The sequence below is a fragment of the Pseudomonas sp. O39 genome (assembly GCF_045447295.1).
GTDB lineage: Bacteria > Pseudomonadota > Gammaproteobacteria > Pseudomonadales > Pseudomonadaceae > Aquipseudomonas > Aquipseudomonas antarctica_A.
Map to the genome: position 1 here is coordinate 30,984 of NZ_JBJGXV010000024.1, position 25,387 is coordinate 56,370.

Here is a 25,387-nt window from a genome sequence, read left to right on the forward strand (position 1 = left end):
ATGCAGTTCAGCGAATTATTGGCAGCGATTTCCACCCATGCGATCCGTCTGCAACTGGAAGAGGGCGACCTGATCATCCTGGGCGACGACGAAGCGCTGGATGACGCGCTGTGGGACCAACTGATTGCCCACAAACCCCGCCTGCTTGAGTGGGTGGCCGAGCATGGCGGTGACTGGCTGAGCCCGGCCTACCGCATTACCCCCGACATGCTGCCCCTGGTCAGCCTCGACCAACCGGCCATCGACCGTATCGTCGCCGCCATCCCCGGCGGTGCGGCGAATGTGCAGGACATCTACCCCTTGGCGCCGCTCCAGGAGGGCATGCTTTACCACCATCTCTCGGCGGAGCAGGGCGATCCCTACGTGCTGCACGCGCAGTTTGTATTCGACAACCGCGCGCGTTTGGATGCGTTTGCGCAAGCGCTGCAATGGGTCATTGACCGCCACGATATCCTGCGCACGTCGATGGCCTGGGAGCGCCTCGACGAGCCGCTGCAAGTGGTGTGGCGCAAGGCAACCCTGGCCTGCGAAGAAGCGCACATGAACGGCGGTGATGCTTTGGCCCAGTTGCTGGCGCGCTACGATGCACGCACTTACCGCATGGACCTGGGCCAGGCGCCGTTGCTGCGCCTGGTGTTTGCCGACGACCCGGCCAACCAGCGTGTGGTGGCGATGCTGCTGTTTCACCACACCATCCTCGACCACACTGCGCTCGACGTGGTGCGCCATGAAATCCAGTTGTACCTGGCCGGTCAGCAAGCCCACTCCGCCGAGCCGGTGGCGTTTCGCAGCTACATCGCCCAAGTGCGCCACGGCGTCAGCGAGCAGGCGCATGAGGCGTTCTTCCGCGAGATGCTGGCGGATATCGATGCGCCGACCTTGCCGTTCGGGCTGCAGGATGTGCGGGGAGACGGGCAGGGTATTGATGAGGCGCGTCTTCTCGTCGACAGCGCCGTGAGCCGTCGCCTGCGCGCCTTGGCGCGACCGCTTGGCGTGAGCGTGGCAAGCATGATGCACGTGGCCCTGGCGCGCGTATTGGGTGTGGTCTCAGGTCGCGAGTCGGTGGTGTTCGGCACGGTGATGCTCGGTCGCATGGGCGCGGGCGAGGGCGGAGAGCGGGCCTTGGGCATGTTCATCAACACCTTGCCACTGCGCGTGGATGTGGGCGCGCACGCTGTGCGCGCCGAGGTCAAGGCCACCCACGCGCGCCTCACCGCCTTGCTCAATCACGAACATGCCTCCCTGGCACTGGCCCAGCGTTGCAGTGGTGTGGCGGCTCCGACGCCGCTGTTCAGCGCAATGCTCAACTACCGCCACAGCGCCGCCACCGATATGGCCGCGGTGATCGAGGTTGCCGAAGGCATTCAGGTGCTGGGCGCCGAAGAGCGCACCAACTACCCGCTGACGGTCAACGTGGATGACCTGGGTGAAGACGTTGCGTTAACGGTAATGGTGGATGCGTCCATCGGTGCGCAGCGCGTTGCCGGTTACCTGCATACCGCGCTGGAAAGCCTGGCCGATGCCCTGGAGCAGCGACCGGATCAACTGCTGAGCGGCCTGAATATCCTGCCCGATGCCGAGCGTCACCACCTGCTGCACAGCCTCAACCAAAGCCCCGCGCACTACACCGACACCGCGCTGATCCACCACCAGGTCGAAACCCACGCCGCCGCCCAGCCCGACGCCATTGCCTTGCGCTTCGAACACCTGCGCCTCACCTACCGCCAACTCAATGAACGCGCCAACCAGGTCGCCCACCGCCTGCTGGCCCAAGGCATTCGCCCGGATGGCCGTGTGGCGATCTGCGTGGAGCGCGGCCCGGAAATGATCATCGGCCTGCTGGGCATCCTCAAGGCGGGCGCCGGTTATGTCCCCATCGACCCGGCTTACCCGCTGGAGCGCATCGCCTACACCCTGGCTGACAGCGAACCCTTGGCGGTGCTGGTGCAAGCCAACACTCGCCATTTGGTCGGCGACCGGCTGTCGATTGACCTCGACAGCGTGCGCGGTGAGTCCATCGTCAACCCGCGGGTCAACCTCAGCCCGGCCAACCTGGCCTATGTGATCTACACCTCAGGTTCTACCGGTTTGCCCAAAGGCGTGATGATCGAGCACCGCCAGGTGGCGCGGTTGTTCACGGCCACCGAGCAGTGGTTCGGCTTCAACCCTAACGATGTGTGGGCGCTGTTCCATTCCTTCGCGTTCGACTTCTCCGTGTGGGAAATCTGGGGCGCGCTGATGCACGGCGGCCAGTTGCTGATTGTGCCGCAACTGGTCAGCCGCTCGCCGGATGAGTGCTACACGCTGCTCTGCGAAGCGGGCGTGAGCATCCTCAACCAGACGCCCAGCGCCTTCCGGCAACTGATCGCCGCGCAGGGCAACAGCCCGCAGTCGCATTCCTTTCGCCAGGTGATTTTCGGCGGCGAAGCGCTGGAACCCGGCATGCTCAAGCCGTGGTACAGCCGCTCGATCAACGCCGGAACGCAACTGGTCAACATGTACGGCATCACCGAAACCACCGTGCACGTCACTTATCGCGCGCTGGAGGCGGCGGATGCGCAGTTGGTCGGCGTGAGCCCGATTGGCGTGCGTATTCCCGACCTGCAGCTCTACGTGCTGGACGAGCATCGCGAGCCGCTGCCGTTTGGTGTGGTCGGCGAGTTGTACGTCGGCGGCGCTGGTGTGGCGCGCGGGTACCTCAACCGTGATGCGCTTAACGCCGAGCGCTTCCTGGCCGACCCGGCCACCGGCCTGCGCATGTACAAGACCGGCGACCTCGGCCGCCTGTTGGCCGATGGCAGCATCGACTACCTGGGCCGTAACGATGACCAGGTAAAGATCCGCGGTTTCCGTATCGAGCTGGGTGAAATCGAAGCACGCCTGGCCACCGCCAACGGCGTGCGTGACGCTGTGGTGATCGCCCGTGAGGACGAGCCGGGTAACAAGCGCCTGGTAGCCTATGTGATTGCCGAGTACGAAGTCAGCGCCGCCGAACTGCGCGACCACCTGCTGCTGAGCCTGGCCGAATACATGGTGCCCAGCGCCTTCGTGCTGCTGGATAAGTTCCCGCTGACCACCAACGGCAAGCTCGACCGCAAGGCCTTGCCCGCACCGGATGCCGATGCATTGGCGCGGCGTGACTATGCCGCCCCGCAAGGTGCGATTGAAACCGCCATCGCCGGCATCTGGCAGGAGCTGTTGAAGCTCGACAAGGTGGGCCGCGACGACAACTTCTTTGAACTTGGCGGCCACTCGCTGCTGGCGGTCAAGTTGATCGAGCGCATGCGCCAGATGGACTTGAGCGCTGATGTGCGCGTGCTGTTCGGTCAACCCACGTTGTCTGCACTGGCGGGCGCGGTGGGCGGGCAGCGGGACGTAGAGGTGCCGGTCAACCTGATCGCGCCAACGAGCGCACACATCACCCCTGACATGTTGCCGTTAGTGGCGCTGGACCAGGCCGCTATCGACCATATCCTGCGCACCGTGCCCGGTGGCATCGCCAACGTGCAGGACATCTACGGCCTGGCGCCGTTGCAGGCCGGTATTCTTTATCACCACCTGGCAACCACCGAGGGCGACCCCTACGTGTTGCAGGTGCAATTCAGCTTTGCCGACCAAACAGCGCTGGATGCGTTTGTCCGTGCGTTGCACAGCGTCATAGAACGCAACGACATCCTGCGCACCGGCATTCTCTGGGAAGGCCTGGATGAACCGGTACAAGTGGTCTTGCGCCAGGCGCCGCTGGCGGTTGAGCGCATCGACGTACAGGGTGTTGATGCCCTGGCGCAGCTGCAACAACGCTTCGACCCACGCCACTATCGCCTCGACCTGTCCCGCGCCTCGCTGATGCATTTTGGTTACGCCCAGCAGCAGGATGGCTTCGTCGGCATTCTGCTGCTGCACCATATCCTGATCGATCACACCGCCTTGCACGTGCTGGTGGAAGAAATGAGCGCAAGCCTGGCCGGTCGCAGCGCGCAACTGCCGGACGCGGTGCAGTACCGTAACTACGTGGCCCAGGCGCGACTGGGTACTACGCAGGCGCAACATGAAGCCTTCTTCAGCGACATGCTCGGCGATATCGACGAGCCGACGCTGGCCTTCGGTTTGCAGGATGTCAATGGCGACGGCAGCGGTATCGTCGACGCTCACCTGCCGCTGGACCCGGCCCTCAGCCAAGGCCTGCGCGAACAGGCGCGGCAACTGGGCGTCAGTACCGCCAGCCTGGTGCACCTGGCCTGGGCCCAGGTGTTGGCGCAAGTTTCCGGCCAGCAAGACGTGGTGTTCGGCACCGTGCTGCTCGGCCGTATGCAAGGCGGCGAGGGCGCCGACCGTGCGCTGGGAATGTTCATCAACACCTTGCCGCTGCGGGTCAGCCTCGGCGCGACCAGTGTACAAGCCGGCGTACGCGCCACCCACGCACGCCTGGCGCAGTTGCTGGGGCATGAGCACGCCTCGCTGTCACTGGCCCAGCGTTGCAGTGGCGTGCCGGGTTCATTGCCGTTGTTCAGCACGCTGCTCAACTACCGCCACAGCGCGGCCGGGGACGCGCCGGGAGAGAGCCCGTTCGCCACCTCCGGTATCGAAATTCTCAGTTCCGAAGAACGCAGCAATTACCCGCTGGTGCTGAACGTCGATGACCTCGGCACAGGGTTTGCGCTCACCGTACAAGGCGTGGCCACACTGGATGTGCAGCGCGTGGGCGACTATATGCTCACCGCGTTGGCCCACCTGGTGACCGCGCTGCAACAAGCGCCGACCACGCCATTGCAGGCGGTGTCGATTTTACCCGCAGCCGAACGCCACCAAGTGCTGGTGGGTTTCAATGCCACCGCCCGCGAATACCCGTCGCAGCTCACCGTGCACCAACTGTTCGAAGCCCAGGCGCTGGCCCGTCCCGAAGCCGTGGCGGCGGTGCATGGTGCGTTGTCCTTGAGTTATCGCGACCTCAACCGCCGGGCCAATCGCCTGGCCCATCACCTGATCAACCAGGGCGTACAACCGGGCGAAAGTGTCGCGATTGCGCTGCCACGTTCCCTCGATTTGCTGGTGTGCCAACTGGCGGTCCTCAAGTGCGCGGCGGTGTATGTGCCGCTGGATGTCAACGCCCCGGTCGAGCGCCAGGCGTTCATGGTGCAGGACAGCGGTGCGCGCCACGTGCTGAATGCCCTGGCCGACCTGAACCTGGATGCGCTGTCACCGCGCAATCCCGACCTGGTCCAGTCGTCGCACAGCGTGGCGTACATCATGTACACCTCCGGCTCCACCGGCGCACCGAAAGGCGTGCAAGTGCCACACTGCGCGGTCTCGCGCCTGGTGCTCAACAACGGCTACGCCGATTTCAACGAGCGCGACCGTGTGGCCTTCGCTTCCAACCCGGCCTTCGACGCCAGCACCCTCGACGTGTGGGCGCCGTTGCTCAATGGCGGTTGCGTGGTGGTGGTCGAGCATGCGGTGCTGTTGTCCCAAGCGGCGTTTGCCTCGCTGTTGCAGGAACAAGCGGTCAGCGTGCTGTGGATGACCGCGGGCCTGTTCCATCAATACGCTGATGCGTTGCTGCCGGTGTTCCGTCAGTTGCGTTACTTGATTGTCGGCGGCGATGTGCTTGACCCGCTGGTGATCGGCCGTGTGCTCAAACACGGCAAACCCCAACACCTGTTGAACGGCTATGGGCCGACCGAAGCCACCACGTTCTCCACCACGTTTGAGATCAGTGCGGCGGGCGCGGGCGGCGTCCCGATTGGCCGGCCGATTGCGAATGCTCAGGCCTACGTGCTGGATGCGCGCCAGCAACCGCTGCCGCTGGGCGTGGTCGGCGAGCTGTATATCGGCGGTGCGGGCGTGGCCAAGGGGTACTTGAACCAGCCGCAACTGACCGCCGAAAAATTCATTCCGAACCCCTTCGGTGAAGGCCAGCTTTACCGCACCGGCGACCTGGCCTGCTGGCAGGCCGACGGTAACTTGCTGTACCAGGGGCGCAATGACCTGCAAGTGAAGATCCGCGGTTTCCGTATCGAACCCGGTGAAATCGAGAGCTGCCTGGCCGCCATCCCTGGCGTCAAGGATGCGGTGGTAATGGCCCGCGAAGACGAGCCTGGCGATAAACGCCTGGTGGCCTACTACACCGCCCAGGCACCGTTGGAAATCGAAGCGCTGCGCGCCCACGTGCAAGGCCGGTTGCCGGACTACATGGTGCCGTCAGCCTATGTCTGGCTGGAACTGTTGCCGCTGACCGCCAACGGCAAACTCGACCGCAAGGGCCTGCCGGTGCCGGGTCAGAGTGCGTTGCTCAGCCGTGGCTATGAGGCGCCGGAAGGTGCGGTGGAAACCCTGCTGGCGCAGATCTGGCAGGACGTGCTCAAGCTGGAGCGCGTCGGGCGTCATGATCATTTCTTCGAACTGGGTGGGCATTCGTTGCTCGCGGTCAGCCTGATCGAACGCATGCGCCAGGTCGGCCTGAGTGCCGATGTGCGCGTGCTGTTCAGCCAACCCAGCCTCGCGGCCTTGGCGGCGGCGGTTGGCAGCGGGCGCGAGATCGTGGTGCCGGCCAATGGCATTCCATCGGGCTGCACGCGTATCACCCCGGTGATGTTGACGCTGCTGGACATTGACCAAAGCGCTATCGAGCGTATCGTCGCCACTGTTCCTGGCGGCGCGGCCAATGTGCAGGATATCTACCCGCTGGCGCCGTTGCAGGAAGGCATTCTGTATCACCACATCAGCGCCGAGCAGGGCGACCCGTACCTGCTGCAATCGCGCATGGCGTTTGACAGCCTTGAGCGCCTGCACGGCTTTATGGGCGCGCTGCAACAGGTCGTGGCGCGTCACGACATCCTGCGCACCGGCGTGGTCTGGGAAGGCCTGGACAGCCCGGTGCAAGTGGTCTGGCGCGAAGCACAGTTGACGGTGCAGGAAGTCGCCCTGGACCCGGCCGACGGCGGCATCATTGAACAACTGCATGCGCGCTTTGACGCCCGTCATTACCGTCTGGACATCACCCAGGCGCCGCTGCTGCGCATGGTCTACGCCCATGACCCGGCGAATAATCGTGTCGCCGCCATCCTGTTGTTCCACCACCTGGCGCTCGACCATACCGCCATGGAAGTGGTTGGCCAGGAGATGCGTGCGTTTCTGTTCAATCAGGCGGATGCCTTGCCGGTGGCGGCGCCGTTCCGCAATTACGTAGCCCAGGCGCGCCTGGGGGTCAGTGTGGCCGAGCATGAGCAGTTCTTCCGCGACATGCTCGCCGATGTCGATGAGCCGACCCTGCCGTTTGGCGTGCAGGATGTGCAGGGTGACGGCCGTGATATCGAAGAGGCCGAGCAGCCCCTGGACGCGGCGTTGGCGTTGCGGGTGCGTGAGCAGGCGCGTGTGTCGGGCGTCAGTGCGGCCAGCCTGATGCACCTTGCCTGGGCGCAAGTGTTGGGGTGGGTGTCGGGGCGCGACGACGTGGTGTTCGGCACCGTATTGATGGGCCGCCTGCAGGCCGGCGATGGCGCGGACCGCGCGTTGGGTATGTTTATCAACACCTTGCCGCTGCGTGTTGATGTGGCGGGCGGCGCCGCGAGTGCGCTCAAGGCAACCCATTCACGCTTGAGCGCTTTACTGGGGCACGAACATGCGTCCCTGGCGCTGGCTCAGCGTTGCAGCGGCGTCCCGGCCGCCGTGCCGCTGTTCAGCGCCTTGCTCAACTACCGGCATAGCACCCCCGACGAAATGGCCCGCGACGGCCACGGTATTTGGGAAGGCGTGCAACTGCTGGGCGGCGAAGAGCGCAGCAACTACCCGCTGACCCTCAGCGTCGATGACCTCGGTGCAGGCTTTGGCTTGACCGTACTGGCGTTGCCGCAGATCGGCGCCCAGCGCCTGTGTGGTTATATGCATAACGCCGTGGAGCAGTTGGTCACGGCACTGGAGCAGGCATCGAACACCGCACTGAATCAGTTGCAGATGCTGCCACCGGCAGAACGCGACACCCTGCTGCGTGAGTTCAACGCCACCGCCGCCGATTTCCCTAGCGGTCAGACCATCCAGGGTGCCTTCGAAGCCCAGGTCGAACGCCAGCCCCACGCGATTGCCGTGCAGCAAGACGGCGAATCCCTGACCTATCAGCAGCTCAACCAACGTGCCAACCAGTTGGCCCATCACCTGCTGGCGCTGGGCGTACAGCCGGATGATCGGGTAGCGATCTGCTGCCGTCGTGGCCCGCAGATGTTGGTCGGGCTGCTGGGCATTCTTAAAGCCGGCGCCGGTTATGTGCCCATCGACCCGGCGTATCCCGCCGAGCGTATCGCTTACCTGTTGCAGGACAGTGCGCCGGTGGCGGTGCTGGCCGAAGCCAGCACCCGCGATTTGTTAGGCGCAGTCGCCAGCCTGGACCTGTTTGACGACAGTCGGCAACACCTTGCCGTGAGCAATCCTCAGCTCGCTGGCCTGACTGCGGCCCACTTGGCCTACGTGATCTACACCTCGGGCTCCACCGGCCAACCCAAAGGCGTGATGGTCGAACACCGCACCGTGGAAAACCTGGTGCACTGGCACTGCGAAGCCTTCGGCCTGGATGCGCGCAGCCACACCAGCAGCGTCGCCGGTGCAGGGTTCGATGCCATGGCCTGGGAGGTCTGGCCCGCGCTGTGTTCAGGTGCAACGCTGCACTTGCCGCCGGCCAATGTCGGGAATGAAAACATCGACGAATTGCTCGCCTGGTGGCTGGCGCAGCCGCTGGACGTGAGCTTCCTGCCGACGCCGGTGGCCGAATACGCGTTCAGCCAGAACCTGCTACACCCGACCCTGCGCATCCTGCTGATCGGCGGCGACCGCCTGCGCCAGTTCACTCAAGAGCGGCGCTTTGCCGTGATCAACAACTACGGGCCGACCGAAGCCACGGTGGTCGCCACCTCCGGTCGTGTGCGCGCCGGGCAGGCGCTGCATATCGGCCGGCCGGTCGCCAATGCCAGCGCGTACTTGCTCGATGCACAACGGCGCCTGGTGCCGGTGGGCGTGGCGGGCGAGCTGTATGTGGGCGGCAGCGGCGTGGCGCGGGGTTATTTGAACCGCCCGGACTTGACCGCCGAACGCTTCCTGCAAGACCCGTTCAACCCAGGGCGCATGTACCGCACCGGCGACCTGGCGCGCTGGTTGCCCGATGGCAATATCGAGTACCTGGGCCGTAATGATGACCAGGTCAAAGTGCGCGGCGTGCGTGTCGAACTGGGCGAAATCGAAAGCCGCCTGGCGGCACTGGACGGCATTGGCGAAGCCGTGGTGTTGGTGCGCGAGGGCCGTCTGATCTCCTGGTTCACCGAACAATACCCGCTGGCGATTGACACCCTGCGCGCGCACCTGCGCGATCAGCTCCCCGACGCGCTGGTGCCGGCAGCCTACGTCAAGCTCGACGCGCTGCCCCTGACCGCCAACGGCAAACTGGACCGCAAGGCCCTGCCGCAACCCGATCAAGCGGCGTTGCTGAGCCGCGACTATGAAGCGCCTCAAGGTGAGGTGGAAACCACCCTCGCGCGTATCTGGGCCGAGGTGTTGCAGGTCGAGCAAGTCGGCCGTCACGACCACTTCTTCGAACTGGGTGGCCATTCGCTGCTGGCCGTCAGCCTGATCGAGCGCATGCGCCAGGTCGGCCTCAGCGCTGATGTGCGCGTGCTGTTCAGCCAGCCAACGCTCGCTGCCCTGGCCGCCGCCGTGGGCAGTGGTCGCGAAGTGCAGGTACCGGCTAACCGCATCGCCGCCGACTGCCAACGCATCACCCCGGACATGCTCGCGCTGGTGACACTCGACCAATCGACGATTGATCAGGTGGTCGCCTGCGTCCCCGGTGGCGCCGCCAATGTGCAAGACATCTACCCGCTGGCGCCGTTGCAGGAAGGCATTCTTTATCACTACATCACCGCCGAGCAGGGTGACCCGTACCTGCTGCAATCGCACCTGGCTTTCGACAGTGTGGAGCGCCTGAATGCCTTTGCCCAGGCGCTGCAAAAGGTCATCGACCGCCATGACATCCTGCGCACCGGTGTGGTGTGGGAGGGCTTGGCGCAACCGCTGCAAGTGGTGTGGCGCAAGGCCGAGCTGAGTGTGCAGGCGCTGCACTTGCAAGGCGATGTACTGGCCGGTCTGCACGAGCGTTTCGATGCGCGGCGCTACCGCCTGGATATCAGCCAGGCGCCACTGATCCGCCTGATGTATGCCGATGACCCGGCCAACGCGCGTGTCGTGGTGGTGCTGCTCTATCACCATATCGCCCTCGACCACACCGCATTCGACGTGGTGCTGCGCGAAATGCAGGGCTATCTGCTCGGTCACCCGGCCCCCACGGCGGCGCCGATGCCGTACCGCAACTATGTGGCCCAGGCGCGTTTGGGCGTCAGCGAACAGGAACACGAACGCTTCTTTCGCGAGATGCTCGGTGATGTGGACGAACCCACCTTGCCGTTCGGCTTGCAGGATGTGCGCGGCGACGGCAGCGAAATCGAAGAACACTGCCTGCGCCTGGACAGCGACCTCAACCGCCGCCTGCGCGCCCAGGCCCGTTTGCTCGGCGTGAGCACGGCGAGCCTGTTCCATCTGGCCTGGGGCCAAGTGCTGGCGGCCACGTCAGGGCGTCACAGCGTGGTGTTCGGCACGGTGTTGGTTGGCCGCATGCAAGGCGGCGAGGGCGCTGACCGGGCGCTGGGGGTCTTTATCAATACCTTGCCGCTGCGCCTGGAAATCGACGCGCAAGGTGCCCGCGTTGCGGTGCGTGCGACCCACGCCCGACTCACCGCGTTGCTGGGGCATGAGCATGCATCGCTGGCGCTGGCGCAGCGTTGCAGTGGGGTGGCGGCACCGGCGCCGCTGTTCAGCTCGATGCTCAACTACCGCCATCGCGGCGCCGCGACTCAATCGGCAGATGCGCAACAGGCCTGGGAAGGCATGCAAACCCTGGTCAACGACGGGCGCACCAACTACCCGCTGACCTTGAACGTGGATGACCTGGGCGATGGCTACGAGGTCACCGCCCTGGCGCAAATCGACGCGCAACGGGTGTGTGGCTATATGCAAATAGCCTTGGCCGGGCTGGTCGAAGCCCTGGAGCAGGCGCCGCATCAGCCGCTCAATCGCTTGCCGATTCTAGGCCATGACGAGCGGCAAAAACTGCTGGTCGAATTCAACTCAACGGAGGTGAACTACAACCTCGAGCAGACCCTGCACGGCCTGTTCGAAGCCCAGGTCGAGCGCACGCCGGACGCCATCGCGGTCAAAGCCGGTGACCTGCACCTGACCTATCAGGCGCTCAACGCACGCGCCAACAGCCTCGCCCATCACCTGCGCGAGCGGGGCGTGCAGCCGGATTCGCGCGTGGGTATCTGCGTCGAGCGGAGCCTGGACATGGTCATCGGCCTGTTTGCCATCCTCAAGGCCGGTGGCGGTTATGTACCACTCGACCCGGCGTACCCAGCGGAGCGTATTGCCTACATGCTGCAAGACAGCGCGCCCGTCGTGGTGCTGGCGCAGGGCGCAACCGTTGAGTTGCTCGGCGACGTGCCGGTACTCGACCTGGACCAGGACACCTGGCAACACCAGTCCGCTGCCAACCCCCACGTGCCGGGCCTCACCGCCCAGCATCAGGCCTACGTGATCTATACCTCCGGTTCCACCGGCCAACCCAAGGGCGTGATCAACGAGCATGCTGGCGTGGTCAACCGCCTGCTGTGGATGCAGGACGCGTACGGCCTCAAGGCCCATGACGCGGTGCTGCAGAAAACCCCCTTCAGTTTCGACGTGTCGGTGTGGGAGTTCTTCTGGCCGCTGTTTACCGGCGCACGCCTGGTGATGGCGCGCCCGGGTGGCCACAAGGAACCGGCGTACCTGTGCGAAGTGATCGCAGCGGAGCACATCACCACGCTGCACTTTGTGCCGTCGATGCTCGATGTGTTCCTGGCCCAGGGCGATGTGAGCCAGGCCGCCGGGCTGGTGCGCGTGATGTGCAGCGGTGAAGCCTTGCCGGGCAGCCTGGTGCGGCGCTTCAAGCAACAACTGCCGGGGATCGGCCTGTACAACCTGTATGGCCCGACCGAAGCGGCCGTTGATGTGACGGCCTGGAACTGTGCACGCCCCGACGTGCCGGACAACACGCCCATCGGCAAGCCGATTGCCAACACGCGCATGTACCTGCTGGATGCACAGTTGCAACCGGTGCCGTTGGGGGTGGTCGGCGAGCTGTTTATCGGTGGCGTGCAAGTGGCGCGCGGCTACTTGAATCGGCCTGAGCTGACCGCCGAGCGCTTCCTCAAAGACCCCTTCACGGGCGGCCGTATGTACCGCACCGGTGACGTCGGCCGCTACTTGCCCGACGGCAATATCGAGTACCTGGGCCGCAACGATGACCAGGTGAAGATCCGCGGTTTGCGCATCGAACTGGGCGAAATCCAGGCGCGACTGCTGGAGCATCCGCAGGTCAAGGAAGCTGCGGTGGTGGCCCGCGAAGATCGCCTGGTGGCTTACTACACCGGTGTGCCGGCCGACATCGAACACCTGCGCGCCCACCTGTTGCTTCAGTTGCCGGACTTTATGGTGCCCGCGCTGTTCGTGCACCTTGACGCGTTGCCCCTGAGCCCCAACGGCAAGCTCGACCGCAAGGCCTTGCCCGCGCCAGGCATGGAGGCGCTGATCGTGCGTGAGTACGCGGCGCCGCAAGGTGACACCGAGATCCTCCTCGCGCAGCTGTGGGCGGAACTGCTCAAGGTGGAGCGGGTAGGGCGCCATGACAACTTCTTTGAACTGGGCGGGCATTCGCTGCTCGCCGTGAGCTTGATCGGACGCCTGCGCCAGGAAGGCATGGAAGCCGATGTGCGGGCGTTGTTTGAACAGCCGACCCTGGCCGGCTACGCCGCCATAACCGAACGAATGGAGATCGTCCTGTGAGTATTCTTGAGCTGTTGGCGACGCTGAAAACCAAGGACATCCAACTGGCGCTCAAGGGCGAGCAGTTGTCGGTGCAAGGCAATAAACAAGCGCTGAGCGACCCGGCGATCCTTGCCGCGTTGCGTGAACACAAACCCGCGCTGATCGCGTTGATCCAGGCCGGGGAGTATTCGGCGAGCAAGGCCGGTGAAGTCGAAGTGCCGGCCAATGCTATCCCGGCGGGTGCCGAGCGCATCACACCCGCCATGCTGACCTTGTCGACGCTGAGCCAGGACGAGATCGACCGTATCGTCTCGACCGTCGACGGTGGCGTGGCGAATATCCAGGATATCTACCCGCTCGCGCCCTTGCAGGAAGGCATTCTGTTCCACCACGTCAGCGCCGAACAGGGTGACCCGTATGTGATGCAATCGCAGTTTGCGTTCGACAACCTGGCGCGCTTTGAGGCATTTGCCCAGGCCCTGCAAACCGTGATGGACCGCCACGACATCCTGCGTACCGGCGTGGTCTGGGACGGCTTGCAGGAACCCTCGCAAGTGGTGTGGCGCCAGGCGCGTCTGCCGGTGCAGGCCCTTCAACTGAACCCTGCCGATGGCGACATCGCCGCGCAACTGCACGCGCTGTTCGACGCCCGCCACTACCGACTCGACGTCACGCAGGCGCCGCTGCTGCGCCTGGTTCGTGCCGAAGACCCGCTGAATCAGCGCATCGTTGCCACCTTGCTGTTCCACCATATGGCCCTCGACCACAGCGCCCTCGAAGTGGTGTGCCACGAACTGCAGGCGTGCTTGCTGGGGCAGGGCGCAGCGCTGGGCCAGGCCGTGCCGTTTCGCAACTATGTGGCCCAGGCGCGACTGGGCATCAGCGAGCAGGAACACGAAGGTTTCTTCCGCCAGATGCTCGGCGATATCAGCGAGCCGACCTTACCGTTTGGTTTACAGGATGTGCAGGGCGATGCCCGGGGCATTGCCGAAGTCAGCCTGCCATTGGCGCCGGCGTTGGGGCAGCGCTTGCGCGCGCAAGCCCGGCAACTCGGGGTGAGTGCCGCCAGCCTGTTCCACATGGGCTGGGCTCAGGTGTTGGGGGTACTGGCCGGCAAAGAACAGGTGGTATTCGGCACCGTCCTGATGGGCCGCATGCAAGGCAGCCATGACACCGATCGGGCGCTGGGGATTTTCATCAACACACTGCCGTTTCGCGTGGACGTGGATGGCCAGGACGTGCGCACCGGGGTCAAGGCCACCCACGCACGGCTGACCACCTTGCTGCGCCATGAGCACGCCGCGTTGGCGCTGGCCCAGCGTTGCAGCGGGGTGGTGGCGCCGACGCCGCTGTTCAGTGCCCTGCTCAATTACCGTCACAGTGCGCCGGCGGCCGGTAACGCGGCGGTATCGGCCTGGCAAGGGATCGTCGCGCTCAGCGCCGAAGAACGCACCAACTACCCGCTGACGTTGAGTGTGGATGACCTCGGCGACGGCTTCGGCTTGAGCCTGCTCGCCAGCACCTTGGTCGACCCGCAGCGCGTCTGCGCCTACCTGCAAACCGCCCTGGAAAACCTGGTGACCGCGCTGGAGCAAGCGCCGCATACGGCGCTTAACCTCGTGTCGGTGGTGCCTGCCGCCGAGCAACAACAACTGCTGGAGCAGTTCAACGCCACTCAGGCCCACTTCCCGCAGGGCACCACATTGCACGGGCGTATCGAAGCCCAGGCCGCCCGCACGCCCGAGGCCATCGCAGCGGTGCACCAGGGCCGCCAACTGACCTACGCCGAGCTGAATCAGCAAGCCAACCTGCTGGCCCATCACCTGCTGGCGCTGGGCGTCAAACCGGACGATCGCGTGGCCATCGTCGCCCGTCGTGGCCTGGACACCCTGGCCGGGTTGCTGGCGATCCTCAAGGCCGGAGCCTGCTATGTGCCGGTCGACCCGTCACACCCGGCCGAGCGTTTGAATTACCTGTTGACCGACAGCGCCCCGGTGGCGGTGTTGACCCAGCACGCACTGCTGGAACGCCTGCCCGCCCTTGAAGTGCCGGTGATCAACCTGGACCGCTTCACCTGGCAGCACCATTCGGCCGGCAACCCCAAGGCCGCCGCGACCCCGTCGAACCTCGCCTATGTGATCTACACCTCCGGCTCCACCGGCCTGCCCAAAGGCGTGATGGTCGAACACCACACGGTGGCCAATCTGGTGGACTGGCACTGCCGTGCCTTTGACCTGTGTGCCGGGCGCCACACTGCCAGCGTCGCCGGTTTCGGCTTTGATGCGATGGCCTGGGAAGTGTGGCCGGCGCTGTGTGTCGGCGCGACCTTGCACCTGCCGCCCGCCAATGACGGGGCGCAAGACATCGACGCCTTGCTGGCCTGGTGGTGCGTGCAGCCGCTGGACGTGTGCTTCCTGCCCACGCCGGTGGCTGAGTACGCGTTCAGCCAACAGATCGAACATCCCACGCTGCGCACCTTGCTGATTGGCGGCGATCGCCTGCGTCAGTTCGCGCGTGCCCAGCGTTTCGAGTTGATCAACAACTACGGGCCCACCGAGGCCACGGTGGTTGCCACTTCCGGCAAGGTTGAGGTTGGCCAGCCGTTGCATATCGGCAAACCCGTCGCGAATGCCACGGTGTACCTGCTGGACGAACAACAACGGCCAGTGCCGTTGGGGGTGGCCGGTGAGCTGTATGTGGGCGGCAAGGGCGTGGCGCGCGGTTATTTGAATCGCCCGGAACTGACGGCCGAACGTTTCCTGCAAGACCCGTTCAATGCGGGCCGCATGTACCGTACCGGCGACCTGGCGCGCTGGTTGCCGGACGGCACTATTGAGTACCTGGGGCGCAATGATGATCAGGTGAAAATCCGTGGCGTGCGCATCGAGCTGGGCGAGGTCGAAACCCAGCTCAACCAGTTGCCCGGGATTCAGGAGGCCGTGGTGCTGGTCCGTGAGGATCGACTGGTGGCTTACTTCACTGAAAATGTTCAGCTCGACCCGCTGGCCATCGATGATATCCGCGCCCATCTGGTGGCGCACCTGCCGGACTACATGGTGCCGGTTGCCTATGTGAAGCTTGACGCGCTGCCCCTGACCGCCAACGGCAAACTCGACCGCAAAGCCCTGCCGGCGCCCGATAGGGCGGCCGTGTTTACCCGCGAATACGAGTCGCCCGAGGGCGAGATCGAAAGCGTGCTCGCCCAGATCTGGGCAGATGTGCTGCACGTAGCGCGTGTCGGGCGCCGCGATCACTTCTTTGAACTGGGCGGGCACTCGCTGCTGGCGATGCGCATGGTGTCGCAAGTGCGCCAGCGCCTGGGGGTTGAGCTGAACCTCGGCGACTTGTTTGCCAATGCCGAACTGGCGGCGGTCGCCGAGGTGCTGGCCCGCTCGGGGCGCAGCACGTTGCCGGCCATCCTCCCGGCCAACCGTGATGAAGCTGTGCCGCTGTCCTTCGCCCAGCAGCGCCTGTGGTTTCTGGCGCTGATGGAAGGTGCCAACACGGCCTACAACATTCCTATCGGCTTGCGTTTGCGTGGGCAGTTGCATGTCGAGGCCTTGCAACGGGCGCTGGCGCGTATCGTCGCGCGCCACGAAACCCTGCGCAGTCGTTTTGCCCAGCACGGCGACGACGCCCATGTGCTGATCGTGCCCGCCGAAGACGTGCTGCCCTTGCAAGTGCAGGACCTGCGCCGTCACCCGCAACCCCAACAGGCGCTGGATGCGTTGATCCACGGCGAGGCCTCGGCGCCGTTTGACCTGGAGCGCGGCCCGTTGCTGCGCGGGCGACTGGTGGTGATGGCGGACGAGCACCATGTGCTGTTGCTGACCTTGCACCATATCGTCTCCGATGGCTGGTCGATGGGCGTGCTGACCCGCGAACTGATGGCGCTGTATCAAGCCTTCAGCCACGGCCGGCCCGACCCGTTGCCGCCGTTGCCGATTCAGTACGGCGACTTTGCCGTGTGGCAGCGCTTGTGGCTCAGTGGTGAAGTGCTGCAGCGCCAAAGCAGTTATTGGCAGCAAGCCCTGGCCGGTGCGCCGGCCTTGCTCACGCTGCCCACCGACCGCCCACGCCCGGCGCAGCAGGACTATGCCGGCAGCAGCGTCGAAGTGCGCCTGGATGAACGCCTCACCGCCGGGCTCAAGGCCTTGAGCCAACGCCACGGCACCACGCTGTACATGACCTTGATGACCGCCTGGGCCTCGCTGTTGGCGCGGCTGTCCGGGCAATACGATCTGGTGATCGGCTCGCCGGTTGCCAACCGCAACCGCAGCGAAATCGAAGGGTTGATCGGCCTGTTCGTCAACACCCTGGCGGTGCGCATCGACACGTCGGGCGAGTTGAGCACCGAGGCGTTGCTGGCGCGGGTCAAGGCGCTCACGCTGCAAGCGCAGGCCCATCAGGACTTGCCGTTCGAACAGGTGGTGGAAATCACCCGGCCGGTGCGCAGCCTGGCCCATAGCCCGGTGTTCCAGACGCTGCTGACCTGGCAGGACAGCAGCGCGCCGATCCTCGCGCTGGGTGATCTGGCCCTGGAAGGTATCGTCGAGAACAGCCACTTTGCCAAGTTCGACCTGTCGCTGAACCTCGGCGAAGTGCAGGGCAGCATTCTCGGTGCGCTGGAGTATGCGGTGGCACTGTTTGATGAATCGACCGTGCAGCGTTATGTCGGCTACTTCACCCGCGTGCTGCAGGCCATGGTCGATAACGACCAGGCGGTGCTGGAGCATGTGCCGCTGGTGGGTGAGCGTGAGCGGCAGCATTTACTGTTCGATTTCAACGCTACCGCCGTCAGTTACAACCTTGAGCAGACCTTGCACGGGATGTTCGAAGCGCAGGTGGCGCGCACGCCGGACGCGATGGCGATCAAGGCGGGCCAGCAGCACCTGACCTATGCCGAGCTGAACGCGCAGGCCAATCAGTTGGCCCATCACCTGCGGGCGCTGGGCGTGCAGCCGGATTCGCGCGTGGCGATCTGCGTCGAGCGGGGCCTGGAGATGGTCATCGGCTTGTATGCGATTCTCAAGGCTGGCGCGGCGTATGTGCCGCTGGACCCGGCCTATCCACACGAACGCATTACCTACATGTTGCAGGACAGCGCACCGGCAGTGGTCCTGGCCCAAGGCGCTACGCGTGGGTTGCTGGGCGAGGTCGCGGTGGTCGACCTGGACCAGCCGACCTGGCAGCATCAACCGGTCGACAACCTCGGCGTTCAGGGCGTGAGCGCCTATGTGATTTACACCTCCGGCTCCACCGGCCAGCCCAAAGGCGTGATCAACGACCATACGGGTGTGGTCAACCGCCTGCTGTGGATGCAGGACGCCTATGGGCTCACGGCGCAGGACACGGTGCTGCAGAAAACCCCCTTCAGTTTTGACGTGTCGGTGTGGGAGTTCTTCTGGCCGCTGTTTACCGGAGCACGGTTGGTGATGGCGCGCCCGGGCGGGCATAAAGACCCGGTTTACCTGTGCGAAGTGATTGCGGCCGAACACATCACCACCTTGCATTTCGTCCCCTCAATGCTCGATGTGTTCCTCGCCCACGGCGATGTGACTCAGGCCGCCGGGCTGGTACGCGTGATGTGCAGCGGTGAAGCCTTGCCGGGCAGTCTGGTGCGACGGTTTAAACAACAGCTTCCAGGCAGCGCGCTGCATAACCTGTATGGCCCGACCGAAGCCGCTGTGGATGTGACGGCGTGGAACTGCGCAGGCGCGGTGACGCCGGACAATACGCCCATCGGTAAACCCATCGCCAATACACGCATGTATGTGCTCGATAGCCAGTTGCAGCCGGTGCCGTTGGGCGTGGTGGGCGAGTTGTTCATTGGTGGCGTGCAAGTGGCGCGGGGCTATCTGACCCGGCCGGAGTTGACCGCCGAGCGTTTCCTTGACGACCCGTTTACCCACGGCCGGATGTACCGCACCGGTGACGTCGGCCGCTACCTGGCCGACGGCACTCTCGAGTACCTGGGGCGCAATGACGACCAGGTGAAGATCCGTGGTTTGCGTATTGAACTGGGCGAAATCCAGGCGCGGCTGCTTGAGCATCCTCAGGTCAACGAAGCCGCCGTGGTGGCCCGCGAAGAGCGGCTGGTCGCCTATTACACCGGCACTCACAGCGACATCGACGATTTGCGCAGCCATCTGCTGCAGCACTTGCCTGAGTTCATGGTGCCGGCGATTTTCGTGCACATGGATGGGCTGCCGTTGAGCCCCAACGGCAAGCTCGACCGCAAGGCCCTGCCGGCGCCGGGCCTGGATTCGGTGGTGGTGCGCGAGTACGAAGCGCCGCAAGGCGATACGGAAATCAGCCTGGCCAGCCTGTGGGCCGAGTTGCTCAATGTGGAACGCGTGGGCCGTCACGACAATTTCTTTGAACTGGGCGGGCACTCATTGCTGGCGGTCAGCCTGATGGGCCGGATGCGCCGCCTCGGGTTGTCGGCGGATGTGAAAGTGCTGTTTGGTCAGCCGACACTGGCCGCCTTGGCTGCCGCGCTCGGTGGCGGTCGCGAAGTCGCGGTGCCGGCCAATCGCATTGCCGCTGATTGCGCCCATATCACGCCGGACATGCTCGCGCTGATCGCGTTGGACCAGGCCGCCATCGAGCGCATTGTCGCCTGCATCCCCGGCGGTGCGGCGAATGTGCAGGACATCTACCCGCTGGCACCGTTGCAGGCGGGCATCCTTTATCACCATCGCGCCGTGCTCGACGGTGATGCTTATCTGCTGCAGGCGCAGTTTGCCTTTGACAGTCCGCTGCGCCTGCAAGCCTTTGCCCGGGCGTTGCAGGCGGTGATCCAGCGACATGACATCCTGCGTTCGTCCTTCCATTGGGACGGTCTGGAAGAGCCGGTGCAGGTGGTTTGGCGTGAGGCCTCGTTAAGCGTCGAAACAGGCCCGTTGCCGCAGCGCCTGGACCTGGCCCAAGCCCCCTTGATGCGCCTGGTGTATACACAGGAGCCGCAACGAGTGGTCGCCACGTTGCTTTTCCATCACGTGGTGATGGACCACATTGCGCTGGAAATCCTGCAGCATGAAATGCAGGCGTTTCTGTTGGGGCAAGAGAAAGAATTGGGCGCGGCGGTGCCGTATCGCAACTATGTGGCCCAGACTCGCTTGGGGCTTGATGATCACGAGGCCTTCTTTCGCGAGATGCTGGGTGAGATCGACGAGCCAACCGAGGTCGCAAACCTGGGCGCCGATGAAAAGGTTCAGCGGGCAATTGAGCCTCAATTGAGCCAGCGCCTGCGTGCCCAGGCGCGCCAATCGGGTGTCAGCGCCGCCAGCCTGATGCATATGGCCTGGGCCCATGTACTGGGCAAAGTCAGCGGCCGCGAACAGGTAGTGTTTGGCACGGTGATGCTCGGTCGCCTGCAAGGGGGCGAAGGCGCCGAACGGGCCATGGGCGTGTTTATCAACACCTTGCCGTTGCGGGTCGACCTGGGCCAACACTCAGTGCGTACGGCGCTGCGTGCAACCCATGCACGGCTGACCCAACTGCTCAGCCATGAACATGCGCCGCTGGCGCTGGCCCAACGTTGCAGTAAGGTGCCGGTGGCGACGCCGTTGTTCAGCGTGCTGTTCAACTACCGTCACAGCGCGCCGCAAGCCGGTGGCGTGGCGGCGGCATGGCAGGGCATTCAGTTGCTCAAGGCCGAGGAACATACCAGTTACGGGCTGTCGGTGAGCGTGGATGACCTGGGCGATGGCTTCCGCTTTGAAGCCATGGGGCCGGGCGCCCGACGTTTGTGTGACTACCTGCACACTGCACTTGAACAGGTGGTGGAGGCGCTGGAGCACAATCGCGAAATCGCTATCGGCTGCCTGCCAATCTTGCCGGCCGCTGAGCGCCAACAGCTGGCGGACTTCAACGCTACCGCCCGGGCGTTTCCCCGCGAACACACGGTGCAGCGCCTGTTCGAAGCCCAGGCCCAGGCACGACCGGATGCCTTGGCGGCGTTGCACGGCGAGCAAGTGCTCGGTTACGGCGAACTGAACACTCGCGCCAACCGCCTGGCTCATCACTTATTGAGCCTGGGCGTGCGTCCTGCCGATAATGTGGCGATCCTGCTACCGCGCTCGTTGGACCTGCTGGTCAGCCAACTGGCGATCCTCAAATGCGCCGCTGCCTATGTGCCGCTGGACATCAACGCGCCCGCCGAACGCCAGGGCTTTATGGTGCAGGACAGCGGCGCGACCTGGGTCATTACCCGCAGCGATGCCGCCATCGAGTACCCGGCCCGGCGCCTCGACCTGGACAACCTGGCGCTTGACCCTCAACCGAGCCACAACCCGGACCTGTCGCAGGCCTCGGACAGCGTGGCGTACATCATGTACACCTCCGGTTCCACCGGTACGCCGAAGGGGGTGTTGGTGCCCCATCGCGGCATCACGCGCCTGGTGCTTAACAACGGCTACGCCGACTTCAATGCCGCCGACCGCGTGGCGTTTGCCTCCAACCCGGCGTTCGACGCCAGCACCATGGACGTGTGGGGCCCGCTGCTGAACGGCGGCCAGGTGCAGGTGATCGACCACGCGACGTTGCTCGAGCCGGCGGCTTTCGGCCGGGCGTTGAGCGGGGCGACGGTGCTCTTCGTCACCACGGCGCTGTTCAACCAGTACGTGCAGATGATTCCCGAGGCGCTGGCCGGCTTGCGCGTGCTGTTGTGCGGTGGCGAACGTGCCGACCCGGCGGCGTTCCGCACCCTGCTGGCCCGCGCGCCCGCCTTGCGCCTGGTGCATTGCTATGGGCCGACGGAGACCACCACCTACGCCTGCACTTATGAAGTGCGCGCTGTCGCGGATGACGCTGAAAGTGTGCCGGTGGGGCGGCCGATTTCCAACACGCAAATCCATGTGCTGGATGCGCAATTGCAGGCGGTGCCGCTGGGTGTGACCGGTGAAATTTGCATCGGTGGTGACGGTGTGGCCAAGGGGTACTTGAACCGGCCGGAGCTGACGGCGGAAAAGTTTGTCGATGACCCGTTCAACGCGGGCGCCTTGATGTACCGCACCGGCGACCTTGGCCGCTGGACGGCGGATGGCCTGCTGGAATGTATCGGGCGCAATGACGACCAAGTGAAAATCCGCGGCTTTCGCATCGAACTGGGTGAAATCGAAGCACGCCTGGCGAGCTTTGCGGGCATCCAGGACGTGGCGGTGCTGGCGCGTGAGGACGTGCCGGGTGACAAGCGCCTGGTGGCGTATTTCACCTGGGCGGCCGCGCCTGTTGGCATCGACAACGTGCGTGCGCACCTGCATGGCCAGTTGCCGGACTACATGCTGCCGTCGGCCTATGTGCCGCTGGCGCATTTGCCGCTGACAGCCAATGGCAAGGTCGATCGCAAAGCCTTGCCTTTGCCGGCCTTGGACGCCTTTACCCACCGCGATTTTGAAGCGCCTGCCGATGCGTTGGAGCACACCCTCGCACAGCTGTGGGCCGGTGTCTTGAAGCTGGAACAGATCGGGCGACACGACAGTTTCTTTGAACTGGGCGGGCATTCATTGCTGGCGATTCGACTGGTCAACCTGATGGATGAAGCCGGCCTGCAGGTGTCTCTGGCCGAGTTGTTCCAGCACGCCAGCGTCGCCAGCGTGGCCGCAATGCTGCGCCAGCGCACGGATGAACCGGTGGTGCGTGACAGTGCATTGATAACGGTGCGCAGCAGCGGCTCGCAGCAGCCGCTGTTCCTGATCCACGAATTCAGCGGCATGGACGTGTACTTCCCGGCACTGGGCCAACACTTGCCCGGTGATTATCCGATCTATGGCCTGGCGGGCCTGGCACTCGGTGAGGCGCACCTGAACACCATGGAAGGCCTGGCGGCCCGCTTGGTCGGCCTGATACGCAGCGTTCAGCCCCATGGGCCTTACCGTGTGGCGGGCTGGTCGTTCGGCGGCGTGCTGGCGTATGAAGTGGCGATGCAATTGCTGGGGCTGGATGAAGCGGTTGAGTTCCTCGGTTTGATCGACAGCTACGTGCCGCGCATGACCGACCAGGGCAAGGCGCGCTGGAGCGGGCCGGATGCCCTGAAGCGGCATTTGTTGTTGCAGTGCACAGCGTATTGGAAAGCACAGGGAGGTGTGGATGAGCTGGCGAGCCTTGAACAGTTGGAGGCGGGCATTGGACAGCTGGACTTTGCGGCTCTGCTGCAACGCTGTCGCGATGAAGGTTTGCTATACGCGCAAATGGCAGCGGCTACGGACGCGGACCTCTTGAGCTTTATCGAGCGGGAAGTGGGGCATGGGCATGCGCTGGCGCATTACAGCGTGTTTGCGTTGCCGGTTCCGGTGCAGCTCTTCAGCGCCATGGAGCGGCCCACCGAGTTGTCGCGGCGCAGTGTTTCGCTGGGTTGGGAGGATGCGTTGGCACCTGGGCAATTGCGCCGGATAGACGTGCCAGGGGACCACCAGAGCATGATGCAGGCGCCGCACATTCAGGCGTTGGGCCGTGCGATGAGCGAGGCGCTGGCGACAGGTTCGGCGGTGAAGGAAGGGGTGCATCAGCCGCTGTTGCGCATTCAGAGCGGGCGGGCGGGGTATGCGCCAGTGTTCTGCGTACCTGGGGCGGGGGACAGCGTCACCGGGTTTGTCGGATTGAGTGAAGCGCTGGGGCGCGACTGGCCGCTGTTCGGGTTGCAGCCACGAGGCTTGGATGGCGAGGCGGTGCCCCATAGCCAGGTGGAAGCGGCAGCCCAGTGTTATCTGACGGCGCTGGAGCAGGAGTGCCCGCGCGGGCCGGTGCATCTGGTCGGGCATTCGTTCGGCGGCTGGGTCGCGCTGGAGATGGCCGTGCAGTTGCAGGCGATGGGCCGAGAGGTGGCGTCGTTGACGGTGATCGACAGTGAGTCGCCGGGCGGCAATGGCGTGGTAGGGCGGCCGTATACGTCGACGGCGGCATTGTTGCGGTTGATCGAAGCCATGCAGTTGTCCGCCGGAAAGTCCCTGGACATCGACCCTGTGGTGTTTGCCGGGCGCGATGAAGTGGCGCAGCGCCAGTGGCTTCACGCCGGGATGGTCGCGGTTGGTTTGTTGCCGGCGCGTGCCAGTGTGGACGCGATGGCGGGGCCCGCACGCACGTATGCCGCAGCCTTGCGCACGGTGTATCGACCGACCCAACGCTACCACGGGGTTGTGCGATTGGTATTGGCGCAGGACCCGGCGCTGGATGCGGCGGGCAATCAACGGGAGCAGGGGTTAATGATCGACGGTTGGCAGCGTCAGGGCAGTGGCCTGGAGGTTTGGTATGGCGGCGGGAATCACTTCACGTTGCTCAAGGCCCCGAATGTTCACGGGCTTGCGCAGTGGTGGCTGGAAGGTGTGGTGATTGGGGAGGTGGTTTCGTGAAGTTTCGTAAAACAGGCGTGTTCCTGGCAGTCGCCATTGCGGCCGGTCTGGTTGTCTACACGGTGCAAGCACCCGCCGATGCCCCGCAATACCTGACCGCTACGGCCGAACGGGGTGACATCGAAAACGCTGTATTGGCCACGGGGGTGCTGGAAGGCGTCAAGCAAGTGGATGTCGGCTCCCAGGTTTCCGGCCAATTGAAATCCCTCAAAGTCAAAGTCGGCGACAAGGTGAAAAAGGGCCAATGGCTTGCCGAAATCGACCCATTGATCCTGCAGAATACCCTGCGCAAAGCCCAGGTTGACGAGGAAAACCTGCAGGCCCAGCGCCGTGCCACGGCCGCTCAACTCAAACAGGCCAAGTCGGTTTACGAGCGCTATAAAGGCTTGCAGGTTGACGAGTCGGTCTCGCGCCAGGATTTCGAAGACGCCGAATCGACGTTCCAGGTGCAGCAGGCCAACCTGTTGTCCCTGGATGCGCAGATAAAAAGCGCGCATATCCAGATCGACACCGCCAAGGTCAACCTGGACTACACCCGTATCGTCGCGCCTATCGACGGCGATGTGGTGGGCATCGTCACCCAGGAAGGCCAGACCGTGATCGCCAGCCAACTGGCACCGGTGCTGCTCAAGCTGGCGGACCTGGACACCATGACCGTCAAGGCTCAAGTGTCCGAAGCGGATGTGATCCATATCAGCCCCGGCCAGCAGGTGTATTTCACTATCCTGGGTGAGGCCGACAAGCGCTACTACGCCAAGCTGCGCGGCACTGAGCCGGCGCCGCAGAACTTCCTCGAAACCCAGACGGCTGGCACACCCAAGCAAAACACCGCGGTGTTCTACAACGCACTGTTCGACGTGCCCAACCCCGAACACCGCCTGCGCATCGCGATGACTGCGCAGGTACGCATCGTGCTCGACACCGCCCAGTCCGCATTGATGGTGCCGGTGGCGGCGCTCGGTGCGCGCAACGCCGATGGCAGTTACCCGCTGCGCGTGTTGGATGCCAAGGGCAAAGCCGTGTCGCGCAACGTGAAGACCGGGATCAATAACAACGTCAAAGTGCAGATTCTGGAGGGCCTGGCCGAGGGCGACAAAGTCGTGATCGGCGACGCGACGCCCGCTGTGGCGGGGAGCTGACGC

General features: G+C 64.5%; 3 protein-coding genes. All 3 read left to right on the forward strand.

What is annotated here, in order from left to right; genetic code table 11:
• The 3 genes from ACI77D_RS24080 to macA are packed head-to-tail and all read left to right on the forward strand — an operon-like array spanning window position 1 to window position 25,384.
• Complete coding sequence (locus ACI77D_RS24080; RefSeq protein WP_407017624.1) at window positions 1-12,912, forward strand: amino acid adenylation domain-containing protein; 12,912 nt, start codon at window positions 1-3, stop codon at window positions 12,910-12,912.
• On the forward strand, window positions 12,909-24,245 hold the full coding sequence (locus tag ACI77D_RS24085) for an amino acid adenylation domain-containing protein (RefSeq protein ID WP_407017625.1): 11,337 nt from the start codon (window positions 12,909-12,911) through the stop codon (window positions 24,243-24,245). Before ACI77D_RS24080 ends, ACI77D_RS24085 begins: the two co-directional genes overlap by 4 nt.
• The gene (macA, locus tag ACI77D_RS24090) at window positions 24,242-25,384 is read left to right on the forward strand and encodes a macrolide transporter subunit MacA (RefSeq protein ID WP_208604455.1); all 1,143 of its coding nucleotides are present in this window, start codon (window positions 24,242-24,244) and stop codon (window positions 25,382-25,384) included. Before ACI77D_RS24085 ends, macA begins: the two co-directional genes overlap by 4 nt.
• Window positions 25,385-25,387: the final 3 nt, after the last annotated feature.

Coding starts and splice junctions, on each gene's coding strand:
- ACI77D_RS24080 (WP_407017624.1), top strand. CDS start 1: ATGCAGTTCAGCGAATTATTGGCAGCGATTTCCACCCATGCGATCCGT.